The 13,225-nt window shown below is 59.7% G+C and carries 15 protein-coding genes; 2 read left to right on the forward strand and 13 right to left on the reverse strand.

Translation table 11 applies throughout. The features are described from left to right. The 5 genes from HX846_RS00120 to HX846_RS00140 all read right to left on the reverse strand — a co-directional run. A partial coding sequence (locus tag HX846_RS00120) for a heavy metal translocating P-type ATPase metal-binding domain-containing protein (protein ID WP_178964774.1) occupies nt 1-1,105 on the reverse strand: 1,105 nt, incomplete at its 3' end. Nucleotides 1,106-1,240: 135 nt separating this feature from the next. Then, nucleotides 1,241-1,780, reverse strand: coding sequence for a FixH family protein (locus tag HX846_RS00125; RefSeq protein ID WP_008437568.1), 540 nt, complete (start codon nt 1,778-1,780; stop codon nt 1,241-1,243). Nucleotides 1,781-1,794: 14 nt separating this feature from the next. Then, nucleotides 1,795-3,210, reverse strand: coding sequence for a cytochrome c oxidase accessory protein CcoG (gene ccoG, locus HX846_RS00130; RefSeq protein ID WP_003219028.1), 1,416 nt, complete (start codon nt 3,208-3,210; stop codon nt 1,795-1,797). A 207-nt stretch (nt 3,211-3,417) separates the two neighbouring features. Next, nucleotides 3,418-3,828 (reverse strand): type II toxin-antitoxin system VapC family toxin, encoded by a 411-nt coding sequence (locus tag HX846_RS00135; protein ID WP_003219026.1) that lies wholly within the window; start codon nt 3,826-3,828, stop codon nt 3,418-3,420. Beyond that, nucleotides 3,828-4,082 (reverse strand): type II toxin-antitoxin system Phd/YefM family antitoxin, encoded by a 255-nt coding sequence (locus HX846_RS00140; protein WP_003219024.1) that lies wholly within the window; start codon nt 4,080-4,082, stop codon nt 3,828-3,830. The genes HX846_RS00135 and HX846_RS00140 overlap by 1 nt, the downstream gene beginning before the upstream one ends. A 633-nt stretch (nt 4,083-4,715) precedes the next feature. On the opposite strand from HX846_RS00140, the gene HX846_RS00145 reads away from it, so the two are divergent. Further along, nucleotides 4,716-5,396 carry a hypothetical protein gene (locus HX846_RS00145; RefSeq protein WP_023659084.1) on the forward strand — a complete coding sequence of 227 codons (681 nt, stop codon included), beginning with the start codon at nt 4,716-4,718 and terminating at the stop codon, nt 5,394-5,396. 93 nt (nt 5,397-5,489) lie between these two features. Here HX846_RS00145 and ccoP (HX846_RS00150) read toward each other — a convergent pair whose 3' ends face one another. The 8 genes from ccoP (HX846_RS00150) to ccoN (HX846_RS00185) form a co-directional block, all read right to left on the reverse strand. Beyond that, nucleotides 5,490-6,467, reverse strand: coding sequence for a cytochrome-c oxidase, cbb3-type subunit III (gene ccoP, locus HX846_RS00150; protein ID WP_003219020.1), 978 nt, complete (start codon nt 6,465-6,467; stop codon nt 5,490-5,492). Further along, nucleotides 6,464-6,649, reverse strand: coding sequence for a CcoQ/FixQ family Cbb3-type cytochrome c oxidase assembly chaperone (locus tag HX846_RS00155; RefSeq protein ID WP_008437575.1), 186 nt, complete (start codon nt 6,647-6,649; stop codon nt 6,464-6,466). Before HX846_RS00155 ends, ccoP (HX846_RS00150) begins: the two co-directional genes overlap by 4 nt. Nucleotides 6,650-6,654: 5 nt before the next feature. After that, entirely contained in the window at nt 6,655-7,263 is a 609-nt protein-coding gene (gene ccoO, locus HX846_RS00160) for a cytochrome-c oxidase, cbb3-type subunit II (protein WP_003193167.1), read from the reverse strand. Further along, nucleotides 7,263-8,705 (reverse strand): cytochrome-c oxidase, cbb3-type subunit I, encoded by a 1,443-nt coding sequence (gene ccoN, locus HX846_RS00165; RefSeq protein ID WP_003219015.1) that lies wholly within the window; start codon nt 8,703-8,705, stop codon nt 7,263-7,265. Before ccoN (HX846_RS00165) ends, ccoO (HX846_RS00160) begins: the two co-directional genes overlap by 1 nt. A 472-nt stretch (nt 8,706-9,177) precedes the next feature. Then, complete coding sequence (ccoP, locus tag HX846_RS00170; protein WP_003219014.1) at nt 9,178-10,125, reverse strand: cytochrome-c oxidase, cbb3-type subunit III; 948 nt, start codon at nt 10,123-10,125, stop codon at nt 9,178-9,180. Further along, nucleotides 10,122-10,328 carry a cbb3-type cytochrome c oxidase subunit 3 gene (locus HX846_RS00175; protein ID WP_003219012.1) on the reverse strand — a complete coding sequence of 69 codons (207 nt, stop codon included), beginning with the start codon at nt 10,326-10,328 and terminating at the stop codon, nt 10,122-10,124. The genes ccoP (HX846_RS00170) and HX846_RS00175 overlap by 4 nt, the downstream gene beginning before the upstream one ends. Before the next feature lie 3 nt (nt 10,329-10,331). Further along, nucleotides 10,332-10,940, reverse strand: coding sequence for a cytochrome-c oxidase, cbb3-type subunit II (gene ccoO / locus HX846_RS00180; protein ID WP_003219010.1), 609 nt, complete (start codon nt 10,938-10,940; stop codon nt 10,332-10,334). Between the two features lie 10 nt (nt 10,941-10,950). Next, entirely contained in the window at nt 10,951-12,375 is a 1,425-nt protein-coding gene (ccoN, locus tag HX846_RS00185) for a cytochrome-c oxidase, cbb3-type subunit I (RefSeq protein ID WP_003219009.1), read from the reverse strand. Nucleotides 12,376-12,454: 79 nt separating this feature from the next. Here ccoN (HX846_RS00185) and HX846_RS00190 point away from each other — a divergent pair, with 79 nt between their 5' ends. After that, the gene (locus tag HX846_RS00190) at nt 12,455-13,144 is read left to right on the forward strand and encodes an alpha/beta family hydrolase (RefSeq protein WP_087694844.1); all 690 of its coding nucleotides are present in this window, start codon (nt 12,455-12,457) and stop codon (nt 13,142-13,144) included. The last annotated feature ends 81 nt before the right edge of the window (nt 13,145-13,225 follow it).

Here is a 13,225-nt window from a genome sequence, read left to right on the forward strand (position 1 = left end):
GGTACTCGCCGGTCAGCAGCGATTCGTCGATGCTCGACTGGCCGTCGAGGATGATGCCGTCTGCCGGCAGCACCGCCCCCGGATGCACCAGTACCCGGTCGCCCAGGGCCAGTTCGCTGAGCAGGATCCGTTCACTTTGCCCGTCGGCACTCATGCGCAGGCACGAGGCTGGCAACAGGTTGACCAACTGCGCAGTGGCTGCCGCCGTGCGTTCCCGGGCGCGACGCTCCAGGTAACGCCCGGCCAGCAGGAACAGGGCAAACATGCCGACTGCATCGAAATACAGTTCGCCGGTGCCGGTGATGGCGGTCCAGATTCCGGCCAGGTAGGCACCGCCAATGGCCAGGGACACCGAAACATCCATGGTCAGGTGGCGGGTGCGCAGGTCGCGCATCGCCCCCTTGAAAAACGGCGCGCAGCTGTAGAACACGATGGGCGTTGTCAGAAACATCGCGACCCAGCGCAGGATCACGTGCAGCTCCGGGCTCAGGTCGATATTGAATTCCGGCCAGGTGGCCATCGTCGCCATCATCGCCTGGAACCACAGCAGCCCGGCCACCCCCAGTTGACGCAGGGCCCGGCGGTTTTCGCTGGCCAGTTGTTCAGCGGCACGGTCGGCTTGATACGGGTGGGCGGCGTAGCCGATGTAGCGCAACTCGCCGAGCAGTTGGCTCAGGGGCAATTGCCCGTCGGCCCAGCGCACGTGCAGGCGGTGGTTGGACAGGTTCAGGCGTGCCTCGGCCACGGCGGGCAGGCTGCGCAGGTGTTTTTCGATCAGCCAGCCACAGGCGGCGCAACTGATGCCTTCCATCAACAGTGTGGCTTGCGACAGGTCACCGTCGTGGCGCACGAAAGGCTTTTGCACATCGGCACGGTCATACAGCGCCAGCTCGTCCACCAGTTGCACCGGCAGCGCCTCGGGGTTGGCCGAGGCTTCGCTGCGGTGCTGGTAATAGCTTTCCAGGCCACCGGCGACAATCGCCTCGGCCACCGCCGGGCAGCCCGGGCAGCACAGCTCGCGGGGCTCGCCGAGGATCACGGCAGTGAACCGGCTGCCGGGCGGCACGGGCAGGGCGCAGTGGTAGCAGGGGATCGGGGTGGTCATGGCTCAGTTCCGATGATCGTTCCCACGCTCTGCGTGGGAACGCTTCGCTGGACGCTCCGCGTCCGCTCTTGTGACGCGGAGCGTCACGGGATGCATTCCCACGCAGAGCGTGGGAACGATCAAACAGGTGACGCTCTATTTTTTCAGGTCTTCAGCACCCTGCAGCGGCTCGTCGCCCAGCAGCAAGTCCTTGTCATGGCTGACCTGTTCTTCTTCAAACATACGCCAGGTCCGGTCGCCTTCCACCCCCAGCAGCTCGACGAAGCGGCGGCCTTCGACCTTGTCGGTCACCTGGCCGATGTAGCGGCCGGGTTCGCTGTCGCTGCGGGTCAGGATGATCTTGCGATCCTTCTCCGGCTGGGTCGGCGAAATCAGGTTCAGCTCCAGGGTGCCGGGCCCGCTGTTGCCGGTCAGGTGCAATTCGACTTCGCCGGTCAACTCGTCCAGGTGCACCTTGGCCCGCAGTTGCAGAGTCTGGGCCAGCAGTTCGCGGTCCAGGGAACGGTTGATGCCTTTGCCGGCCTCGTAATAGTTGTCGTTGACCAGGTTGTCGGGGTTGTTCACCGCGATGGTCACCATGGACAAGGTCAACGTCACCGAGCAGGTCAGGATCCCAATGATGATCCAGGGCCAGAGGTGCTTGTACCAGGGGCTTGCGGCAGTAGCTGCGGGCATTGTTCGGCTCTCTATTAACGGACTTGTGGGCCGATGAATCGGCTCTTGGCTTCAATGTGGACGCTGTCGTCATCGGCATCCCTGAGGATGAATTTCACCTCGTTGGTGCTCGACGGCAGTTGCTCCGGTGCGCTCGACAACTCCACCGGCATGCTGAAGATTTCTCCGGCCGCTACCTTGATCTCGCGCCGGCCTTGCAGCTTGAGGTCTGGCAGGCCTGCGGCGTCAAGCACGTAGGTGTGGTCGCGCTGGTCCTTGTTCATGATCTTCAGGCTGTAGACGTTTTCGATCCGGCCCTCGGCGTTTTCGCGGTACAGCACGCGGTCCTTGCTGACGTCGAAACCCACCAGCGAGCGCACGAAGAAGGCGGCCACCAACAGGCTGATCATCGCCAGCAGCACCAGGGCATAACCGATCAGGCGCGGGCGCAGCTTATGGGTTTTCTGCCCGGACAGGTTGTGCTCGGTGGTGTAGCTGATCAGCCCGCGCGGGTATTCCATCTTGTCCATGATGTTGTCGCAGGCGTCGATGCAGGCCGCGCAGCCGATGCATTCAATCTGCAGGCCGTCACGGATGTCGATGCCGGTAGGGCACACCTGCACGCACATCGTGCAATCGATGCAGTCCCCCAAGCCCTGGGCCTTGTAGTCGATACCTTTTTTGCGCGGCCCACGGACTTCGCCACGGCGCGGGTCGTAGGAAACGATCATCGTGTCCTTGTCGAACATCACGCTCTGGAAACGCGCATACGGGCACATGTAGATGCACACCTGCTCGCGCAGCCAGCCGGCGTTGCCGTAGGTGGCGAGGGTGAAGAAGCCGACCCAGAAATACGACCAGCCATCCGCCTGGCCGGTGAAGAAATCGAACACCAGTTCACGGATCGGCGAGAAGTAGCCGACAAAGGTCATGCCGGTGACGAAGCCGATGATCAGCCACAGGCTGTGCTTGCCGAACTTGCGCAGGAACTTGTTGGCGCTCATCGGCGCCTTGTCCAGCTTGATGCGTTGGTTGCGGTCGCCTTCGGTGACCTTTTCGCACCACATGAAGATCCAGGTCCACACGCTTTGCGGGCAGGTGTAGCCGCACCAGACGCGGCCGGCATACACGGTGATGAAGAACAGGCCAAACGCCGCCACGATCAGGATGCCCGACAGCAGGATGAAATCCTGGGGCCAGAAAGTTGCGCCAAAAATGAAGAATTTACGTTCCGGCAGGTTCCACCAGACTGCCTGGTGGCCACCCCAGTTCAGCCACACGGTGCCGAAGTAGAGCAGGAACAAACCGGCACCCCCGAGCATCCGCAGATTGCGGAACAAGCCGGTGAAGGCACGGGTGTAGATTTTCTCCCGCGATGCGTAGAGATCGACGGTGTTATTCGAATTTTTGGCAGGCGGAGTAACGTCATGTACCGGAATCTGGTTGCTCATCATTGCATCCCACGGCAGTGGAGATTTGCCTCGGCCAGTACGTGCCAGCCGGGGTCAAAATAGGGGTGTTGCAGTGGCCTAATGATACGCCCCTGATACCCTTCGACGGGTGCGACCTTTGGTCGCGTTGGGGGAAATCAATTGATGGTGTACGTGATCTGGGTCAATTGACTTGTGAAGTATGGACGGTTTTTTTAGCCTTACCGGTCATTCGTCCCATGGATTGATCAGCGCGACGCCGCTGGATTGAAAGTCGCCAGTGTTGCGCGTGACCACTGTCAGCCCATGAACCAGCGCGGTTGCAGCGATCAGCGCGTCACTTTCGTTGGCTTGGTCTGGCACATGCAAGCTGGCACAGCGCAGGGCAACTGCTGCATCAATCGGCAGGATTCTGGCATCAAACGCCGGTATGACATGGCGCTTGAGCCATGTGCGCAAAACCTTCCCCTGGGCGGGATCACGCCGCTCCATTCGCAGGACTCCTGTTTCCAGTTCCTTCAAGGTAATGGCTGAAATATACATCCGTGGCGCGATGACACTTTTGGCCCAGGCGACGACCTTGGCATCGGCCTGGGGTTTGCGCAGTTCAGAGATGACGTTGGTGTCGAGTAGATACATCAAGTGAAGTCCACGGGTCGATGAGTGATCACGGCGCGTTCGGTTTCGAACTCGATATCTGCCGCTTCTGGCATCACCAACAGGTCAACGATGTCGGCATTGAGGCCTGTCAGTTTTTGGTAGTCCTCAATGCTTAGCAGTACATGGGCAGGCTTGCCCCGGTCAGTGATAAAAACCGGGCCTTGGCGGGCGGCTTTTTTGGCTCCGCTTGTGTCTTGATTGAATTCACGGCTGGAAATGGTGGTGATAGTCATGGGGGCTAACCTCCGTATGGAGTACGAATGTAGTCACGTTACTACCTGCGGTTTTCTTGATCAATCTCAAATGTAGATGCGTTGCTGGTGGTGACGACTTTTTCGACTTGAAAACAAAACGGCCCCGCCAATCTCCACTGGCGGGGCCGTTTTTTTCATCGCTTTTCCTCACACGGCGTCTGGCGGCTTGTTCCCATGGGACAGTCCGAAACATACGCCGCCAGCAAGTGCACCTTGCCGTTTCCCTTGCGACTTCCTGGTGGTGAGTAAGTAAATCAGGAGAGGTCTACGGGCCGGTGTGGTGGCGTTTTTATAACTGCTTTTTGCGCTGTTAAATAACCTACAACGATTGGTTAGGAAGCTGACGCTTCTGCGATAACAGTTCTTAGGCCCAAACGAGCCTTTGTTTACACAGAATGAAACGTTTGTTGTAGGAACGCTGATCGCGTTATTGCCACGCAGGAAATGCCGACGTTGAGATCAAGTCTGGATCAGTGTTCGGCAATGTTTTGTAGCAGCGCGCAGCGTTACCACGATGAAACCTTTGATGAGCAATTGTTGAACGTTATGCCTAGGTCTCTTGCGCGCCGATAAATTTATTTTGTTTTGACGTTATTCAAATCGAGGAAACCAATGACCATTCAACGTGCTAATGACACGCATAATGTTGGAGCCGTTCCACCATCGGCTTCGACGCTGCCAGTATCCTCTGGCATCAGCGTAGAGCAATTCAGTAGTTGGAATGATTATCGGGTGGCCGACCGTCTACTCAGAAACTTTGATAAGTATGCCGACCCTGCGCAACCAGACTACATCACCCGCGACTCTCTACGACAGGTTGCGTATGCCTCTGCGCAGAGTGGCTACAGCAGTGACGACATGAATTTTGCCCGTTCGCTGCTGGAAAATCCTGTACTCATGGAGAAACTCGATGGGTACGGAAAGCATAAGCACGATGGCAAAATCGATCGTGAAAGTATCATAACCGTGGGTCAGAATATGGGGTTTCCCCTGGCCACGATGAGTGATAAAGAACTGGCGCAAAAGCTCCTGAATGAATATGACACCTATTACCCGGAGCGCGGTTGGGGTGGAATTGATCGCAGGGAGGGTGTGACTTACGCTTCACTGAAGAACATCGCGGATGGGACGCGTCATGATCGCGGCCCAGATGAAGCGATGGTCGCGCGGGAAATCTTGAGTCGTCCTGAGTTAGTGGCACAGTTAGGACTGACGGATTGGTCTAAATCGGCTGATCGGGGGGCGATCAACGCTGCTATTAAAAGAATGGACCAAGTGCATGAAGAACGGTAACGCCTCGTCCTCGGGGTAAGTTGAGTTCCACCAATGCCCCATTACCAAAGCCCCGCGCAGCATTGGCTGCGCGGGGCTTTTTGGTTTTAATGCTTACTGCTCCTCAGCTGCCTTGTCTCCATGGGACAGGCTGTAAACATAGGCCGCCAGCAAGTGCACCTTGTCATTGCCCTGCAACTGCTCCTGCGCAGGCATCTGGCCTTGACGGCCATAACGGATGGTCTGCTGCAGTTGCGCGAAGCTCGAACCGTAGATGAACGCGCCAGGGTGGGTCAGGTCAGGCGCGCCCATGGCCGGTGTACCTTTACCGGCGGGACCGTGGCACGCCACGCAGTTGGCGGCGAAGAGTTTCTCGCCGTTGGCCACGTCTGCCTTCGCGCCTTCCGGCAATTTGCGGCCATCGAGGTTGGTCACCACAAAGCCGGCCACATCGGCCACGCCTTGCTCGCCAATGACTTCGGCCCACGCCGGCATCACCGCGTGGCGGCCCTTCATGATGGTTTCCTTGATGGTGGCCGGGTCGCCGCCCCAGCGCCAGTCGGCGTCGGTCAGGTTGGGGAAGCCGTAGGCACCCTTGGCGTCGGAACCGTGGCACACCGAGCAGTTGGAGGCGAACAGGCGGCCACCCATCTTCAAGGCTTGCGGGTCCTTGGCCACTTCTTCGATCGGCATGGCGGCGAACTTGGCGAAGATCGGCCCGAACCGGGCGTCTGACTTGGCCATTTCCTTTTCCCATTCGTGCACGCCGGTCCAGCCGGTCTGGCCATTGGCAAATGGGGTTTGCTTGTCGTTGTCGAGGTAGTTGTAGCCCGGCAGCAGGCCTTTCCAGTTGCCCAGGCCAGGGTACAGCGCCAGGTAACCGAGGGCGAAGATGATGGTGCCGACGAACAGCATGAACCACCATTTGGGCAGCGGGTTGTCGTACTCCTCGATGCCGTCGAACGAGTGGCCGACGGTTTCATCGGTTTGCTCGGCGCGCTGGCCCTTGCGGGTCGACAGCAGCAGCCAGGTCAGGGCGAAAATGGTACCCAGACTGAGGACTGTGACGTACAGACTCCAGAACGTAGTCATTCTTTGTTACTCCTAGACGCTTCCACGACGTGCTTGATGGCTTCGGGATCATCCGCGAAGGGCAGCAACGTCGCGTCTTCAAACTCCGACTTGCGCTTGGGGCTGAACACCCACAAGGCCAGGCCGATAAAGGCCACCATCACGACAACGGTGCCCAGGCCTCGAATCATCCCGATATCCATCCAGATCACCGTTTGCTTTTGATGATGGTGCCAAGGCCTTGCAAGTAGGCCACCAGTGCGTCCATTTCGGTCTTGCCCTTCACGGCCGCTGCCGCGCCGGCGATGTCTTCGTCGGTGTAGGGCACGCCCAGGGTGCGCAAGACTTCCATCTTCTTGGCGGTGTCCTTGCCGTCGAGTTTGTTTTCGACCAGGAACGGGTACGCCGGCATTTTCGATTCGGGCACCACGTTGCGCGGGTTGTACAAGTGCGCACGCTGCCAGTCATCGGAGTAACGACCGCCGACCCGGGCCAGGTCCGGGCCGGTACGCTTGGAACCCCACAGGAATGGGTGGTCCCACACGCTTTCACCGGCGACCGAGTAGTGGCCGTAGCGTTCGGTTTCGGCGCGGAACGGGCGGATCATCTGCGAGTGGCAGCCGACACAACCGTTGGCGATGTAGACGTCGCGGCCTTCCAGTTCAAGGGCGGTGCGCGGCTTCATGCCTTCCACCGGCTTGTTGGTCACGTCCTGGAAAAACAGCGGAACGATCTGGGTCAGGCCGCCGATACTCACGGCGATGACCATGAAGAAGGCCAGCAGGCCGATATTCTTCTCGACTACTTCATGCTTCATCAGTGAGCTCCCACAACGGCGATCTTGGTAGCGGCTTCGGCTTCTACAGGGTCGGAGGCACGCACGGTGCGCCACACGTTGTAGGCCATGAACAGCATGCCGCTGGCAAAGATCGCACCGCCCAGGGCGCGCACGATGTAACCCGGATGGCTGGCTTGCAGCCCTTCGACGAAGGAGTAGGTGAGGGTGCCGTCATCGTTGATTGCACGCCACATCAGGCCCTGGGTGATGCCGTTGACCCACATCGAGGCGATGTAGAGCACGGTACCGATGGTGGCCAGCCAGAAGTGGGTGTTGATCAGGCTGACGCTGTGCATCTGCGCACGGCCGAACAGTTTCGGGATCATGTGGTACAGCGCGCCGATGGAAATCATCGCTACCCAACCGAGGGCGCCGGCGTGTACGTGGCCGATGGTCCAGTCGGTGTAGTGGGACAGCGAGTTGACCGTCTTGATGGCCATCATCGGGCCTTCGAAGGTCGACATGCCGTAGAACGCCAGGGAGACCACGAGGAACCGCAGGATCGGGTCGGTGCGCAATTTATGCCAGGCGCCCGACAGGGTCATCATGCCGTTGATCATGCCGCCCCAGCTTGGCGCGAGCAGGATGATCGACATCGCCATGCCCAGGGACTGGGCCCAGTCCGGCAATGCGGTGTAGTGCAGGTGGTGCGGACCGGCCCAGATGTACAGGGTGATCAGGGCCCAGAAGTGCACGATGGACAGGCGATAGGAGTAGATCGGACGCTCGGCCTGTTTCGGCACGAAGTAGTACATCATCCCCAGGAAGCCGGTGGTGAGGAAGAAACCTACGGCGTTGTGGCCGTACCACCACTGGATCATTGCGTCCGTCGCACCGGCGTAGGCCGAGTAGGACTTGAAGAAGCTGACCGGCAAGGACGCATGGTTGACGATATGCAACATCGCCGTCACCAGGATAAATGCCCCGTAGAACCAGTTGCCGACATAGATGTGCTTGGTCTTGCGCTTGACGATGGTGCCGAAGAACACCACTGCGTAGGTCACCCAGACAATCGCCAGCAAAATGGCGATCGGCCATTCCAGCTCGGCGTATTCCTTGGTGGTGGTGTAGCCCAGCGGCAGGGTGACGATCGCGCCCACGATGACCGCTTGCCAACCCCAGAAGGTAAAGGCCGCCAGTGCATCGGAAATCAGTCGCGTTTGGCAGGTTCGCTGCACGACGTAGTAAGAAGTGGCAAACAGTGCACATCCACCGAAGGCGAAAATCACCAGGTTGGTGTGCAACGGGCGCAGGCGTCCAAATGTCGTCCATGGCAGGCCAAAATTCAACTCTGGCCAAACCAGTTGCGAGGCAATGAAAACGCCGAGCCCCATGCCAAGGATCCCCCAGACCACCGTCATGATGGCGAACTGGCGGACTACCTTATAGTTATAAGCAGTCGGACTGATTGCTGTGCTCATTCTAAGGTTCCACGGTTTAGTTTTTTTATAGGGTAAAAAACGGTCGCAAGTATGGAGAAAGCAAGATTCCATTGCAACGCAAGGTGACCTGCGTCAATGCGTTCCAAACCAGATTCTGCGCCCTTTCCATGTTTGGCGTAAGGACAAAATTCAGGGTTAAAAGCTGACGACTTGGACAGGATTTTAAACGGGTCGAAGGTACTTGTAACTGAGTGTGTGTAAACAAGCAGCTCGGGTGACGAATGGCCAGTGGCACGACAGCCGGTAAGTACCAGCCTTTGCGCCTGTCATCGAGCAGAAATGTTTCAACCCATCGAGTGCAAGTCGGCCGTCGACCGGCCAATGCCAGTCCACTGTGCAAACAAGCGTAGACCCGAATGGCAGGAGGGGAAAGTCAGCGATCGGAAGGGTGCGACAATGGGTCGCAAAAAAGCCGCGCCTGAATCAGGCGCGGCTTTTGGGTGGTGCAGGATTACTCGGGTTGGCTGTCAGGCGTTGCGCCATCAGCATTGTGGGACAGGCTGTAAACATAGGCGGCCAGCAGGTGCACCTTGTCATTGCCTTGCAGTACTTCCTGCGCAGGCATCTGGCCCTGGCGGCCGTGGCGAATGGTCTGCTGCAACTGCGCCAGGCTGGTGCCGTAGATAAAGCCACCTGGCTGCGTCAGGTTCGGCGCGCCCATGGCTTCCACGCCATGGCCTTCCGGCCCGTGGCAGGCGACACAGGTGGTGCTGAATGCCACTTGGCCCGCGGCGACATCCGCGGTGCTGTCCGCCGGCAGCGGCAGGCCTGCCAATTCATGGCGCACATAGGCTGCGACGTTCTTCACACCGTCCTCACCCAGCACTTCACCCCAGGCCGGCATCGCGGCATGACGGCCATTCATGATGGTCATCTTGATTGCATCCGCCGAACCGCCCCAGCGCCAGATGTTGTCTGCCAGGTTCGGGAAGCCGTAGGCGCCCTTGGCGTCCGAGCCATGGCACACCGCGCAGTTGGAGGCGAACAGGCGGCCGCCCATTTTCAGCGCCTGCGGGTCCTTGGCAACTTCTTCCACCGGCATGGCCGCGAATTTGGCGAAGATCGGTCCGAATTTGGCGTCGGCCTTGGCCATTTCCTTGTCCCATTCCTTGGTCTGGGTCCAGCCATCTTCATAGCCCGGCAACACGCCTTTCCAGTTGCCCAGGCCCGGGTAGAGGATCAGGTAGCCGACGGCAAACACCAGGGTGCCGGCGAACAGCATGAACCACCATTGTGGCAGCGGGTTGTCGTACTCCTCGATCCCGTCGAAGGCGTGGCCCATGGTCTGGTCCACGCTGCCCTTGGTCTCGCCCTTGCGGGTGCCGATCAACAGCCAGGTCAGGCCGATCAGGCTGCCGAGGGTCAGTACACAGATCCATGTACTCCAGAAGGTAGTCATGGCCGGTTGCTCCTTGTTGCAGGCTCTTCTTGAGCGTCGGGGGTTGGCGGTAGCGGTTCATCGGCAAACGGCAGCAGGCACGCCTCGGCGAACTCTGCGTTGCGCCGGGAGTTGAACACCCACAGCGACAGGCCGATGAAGGCGATGGCCACGACCAGCGTGCCAAGGCCGCGGATGGTTCCAGCATCGAATTCAAATCCCATGGCTCACCTCTTGCTCTTGATGGCAGTGCCGAGCACTTGCAGGTACGAAACCAGCGCGTCCATCTCGGTCTTGCCCTTGAGGGAGGCCACGGCACCGGCGATGTCGTCGTCGGTGTACGGCACGCCGAGGGTGCGCATCACCTTGAGCTTGGTCTCGGTGTGGCTGCTGTCGACCGGGGCGGTGACCAGCCATGGGTACGCCGGCATCTTCGATTCCGGTACCACGTTGCGCGGGTTGTACAAGTGCGCGCGGTGCCAGTCGTCCGAGTAGCGCGCGCCGACGCGGGCCAGGTCCGGCCCGGTACGCTTGGAGCCCCACAGGAACGGGTGATCCCACACGCTTTCACCGGCCACCGAGTAGTGGCCATAACGCTCTGTTTCGGCGCGGAACGGGCGGATCATCTGCGAATGGCACTGTACGCAGCCTTCGCGGATATAGATGTCGCGGCCTTCCAGTTGCAGCGCGGTGTAGGGCTTCATGCCTTCCACCGGCTTGTTGGTCACATCCTGGAAGAACAGCGGCACAATCTGGGTCAGGCCACCGATGCTCACGGCGAGCACCATCAGCAGCATCAGCAGGCCGACGTTCTTTTCAATGGTTTCGTGTTTCATCATCGACTCCTCAGGCCATCTGCGCCGCAGCGGCGACTTCGGCGGGTTGTGCCGAACGCACGGTGCGCCAAGTGTTGTAAGCCATCAGGAACATGCCGCTGAGGAAGATCGCCCCGCCCACCAGTCGCACGATGAAGCCTGGGTGGCTGGCCACCAGGGTTTCGACGAAGGAGTAGGTCAAGGTGCCGTCTTCGTTGACCGCACGCCACATCAGGCCCTGGGCGATGCCGTTGACCCACATCGAGGCGATGTAGAGCACGGTGCCGATGGTGGCCAGCCAGAAGTGCGCGTTGATCAGGCCGAGGCTGTACATCTGCTCGCGACCGAAGATTTTCGGGATCATGTGATACAGCGCGCCGATGGAGATCATCGCTACCCAACCCAGCGCCCCGGCGTGTACGTGGCCGATGGTCCAGTCGGTGTAGTGGGAGAGGGCATTGACCGTCTTGATCGCCATCATCGGCCCTTCGAAGGTCGACATGCCGTAGAAGGCCAGGGAAACCACCAGGAATCGCAGGATCGGGTCGCTGCGCAACTTATGCCAGGCGCCCGACAGGGTCATCATCCCGTTGATCATCCCGCCCCAGCTCGGTGCCAGCAGTACCAGCGACATCACCATGCCCAGGGACTGTGCCCAGTCCGGCAGCGCGGTGTAGTGCAAGTGGTGCGGGCCGGCCCAGATGTACAGGGTGATCAGGGCCCAGAAGTGCACGATGGACAGGCGATAGGAATACACCGGGCGTTCGGCCTGTTTCGGCACGAAGTAGTACATCATCCCCAGGAAGCCGGCGGTGAGGAAAAAGCCTACCGCGTTATGCCCGTACCACCACTGCACCATGGCATCCGTCGCACCGCCGTACAGCGAGTAGGACTTGGTCAGGCTGACCGGGATTTCCAGGTTGTTGACGATATGCAGGATGGCCACGGTGATGATGAACGCACCGAAGAACCAGTTACCGACGTAGATGTGCTTGGTGTTGCGCTTCATCACCGTGCCGAAGAACACGATGGCATAGGCCACCCAGACGATGGTGATCAGGATGTCGATCGGCCATTCCAGCTCGGCGTATTCCTTGGAGCTGGTGTAGCCCAGCGGCAAGGTGATCGCGGCCAGCACAATCACCAGCTGCCAGCCCCAGAAGCAGAACTGCGCGATCTTTGGCGCGAACAATTGGGTCTGGCAGGTGCGTTGCACCGAGTAGAAGGAGCTGGCAAACAGCGCGCAACCGCCAAAGGCAAAGATCACCGCGTTGGTGTGCAGCGGGCGCAAGCGGCCGAAACTGGTCCAGGGCAAATTGAAGTTGAGTTCGGGCCATACCAACTGGGCAGCGAGAAAAACCCCGAGCCCCATGCCGACGATGCCCCACACCACCGTCATAATGGCGAATTGGCGGACCACCTTGTAGTTATAGGCGGTACTTAAAGTAGTGTTCATGGTTCCCCATCCACGGTTCAACCCAAGCAAGTGCGGCACTTGGGCTGGAGTTATAGGCAGACTAAAAAGCGAGGCAAGCATGGGCAAAGAGCACAAGGCCAGTATTGACGGGGATCAATGGGCGCAGTGTGTGCGGGAACGCGGCTGGTTGTGGGATGTCGCCACAGGGTCTATCGCGCGTACGCCCACGACGTTGATCCTGGCCCACGGCGCGGGTGCGCCGATGGACTCGGGCTTCATGAACGACATGGCTGCACGCCTTGCCGGGCATGGCGTGAACGTGTTGCGCTTCGAGTTTCCCTACATGGCCCAGCGCCGTGTGGACGGGGGCAAACGCCCACCCAATCCAGCCCCGAAACTGCTGGAATGCTGGCGTGAGGTGTATGCCGAGGTGCGACGTCATGTCGCTGGGAAACTGGCCGTTGGCGGCAAGTCCATGGGCGGGCGGATGGCCAGTTTACTGGCGGATGAACTGGGCGCGGATGCGCTGGTGTGCCTGGGTTATCCGTTTTATGCGGTGGGCAAGCCGGAGAAACCCCGGACCGAGCATCTGGCCGGGCTGAAGACGTCGACGTTGATTGTGCAGGGCGAGCGGGATGCGCTGGGCAATCGAGCGGCGGTGGAAGGGTACGTGTTGTCGCCGAGCATCGAGGTGATGTGGCTGGTGGCGGGGGATCATGATTTGAAGCCGTTGAAGGCTTCGGGGTTCAGTCATGAGCAGCATCTGGAGGCTGCGGCGGTGAAGGTGGCCGGGTTTCTCGGCGCCTGATAGGGCCCTTTCGCGAGCAAGCCCGCTCCCACATTTGAAATGCATTCCAAATGTGGGAGCGGGCTTGCTCGCGAAAGCGGT

The sequence above is a fragment of the Pseudomonas sp. K5002 genome, from assembly GCF_013386655.1.
GTDB lineage: Bacteria > Pseudomonadota > Gammaproteobacteria > Pseudomonadales > Pseudomonadaceae > Aquipseudomonas.

Coding starts and splice junctions, on each gene's coding strand:
- HX846_RS00175 (WP_003219012.1), bottom strand. CDS start 10,328: ATGGGATTTGAATTCGATGCTGGAACCATCCGCGGCCTTGGCACGCTG.
- ccoP (WP_003219014.1), bottom strand. CDS start 10,125: ATGACTACCTTCTGGAGTACATGGATCTGTGTACTGACCCTCGGCAGC.
- ccoG (WP_003219028.1), bottom strand. CDS start 3,210: ATGAGCAACCAGATTCCGGTACATGACGTTACTCCGCCTGCCAAAAAT.
- ccoN (WP_003219009.1), bottom strand. CDS start 12,375: ATGAACACTACTTTAAGTACCGCCTATAACTACAAGGTGGTCCGCCAA.
- ccoO (WP_003219010.1), bottom strand. CDS start 10,940: ATGAAACACGAAACCATTGAAAAGAACGTCGGCCTGCTGATGCTGCTG.
- ccoN (WP_003219015.1), bottom strand. CDS start 8,705: ATGAGCACAGCAATCAGTCCGACTGCTTATAACTATAAGGTAGTCCGC.
- HX846_RS00145 (WP_023659084.1), top strand. CDS start 4,716: ATGACCATTCAACGTGCTAATGACACGCATAATGTTGGAGCCGTTCCA.
- HX846_RS00140 (WP_003219024.1), bottom strand. CDS start 4,082: ATGACTATCACCACCATTTCCAGCCGTGAATTCAATCAAGACACAAGC.
- HX846_RS00125 (WP_008437568.1), bottom strand. CDS start 1,780: ATGCCCGCAGCTACTGCCGCAAGCCCCTGGTACAAGCACCTCTGGCCC.
- HX846_RS00155 (WP_008437575.1), bottom strand. CDS start 6,649: ATGGATATCGGGATGATTCGAGGCCTGGGCACCGTTGTCGTGATGGTG.
- HX846_RS00190 (WP_087694844.1), top strand. CDS start 12,455: ATGGGCAAAGAGCACAAGGCCAGTATTGACGGGGATCAATGGGCGCAG.
- ccoO (WP_003193167.1), bottom strand. CDS start 7,263: ATGAAGCATGAAGTAGTCGAGAAGAATATCGGCCTGCTGGCCTTCTTC.
- ccoP (WP_003219020.1), bottom strand. CDS start 6,467: ATGACTACGTTCTGGAGTCTGTACGTCACAGTCCTCAGTCTGGGTACC.
- HX846_RS00135 (WP_003219026.1), bottom strand. CDS start 3,828: ATGTATCTACTCGACACCAACGTCATCTCTGAACTGCGCAAACCCCAG.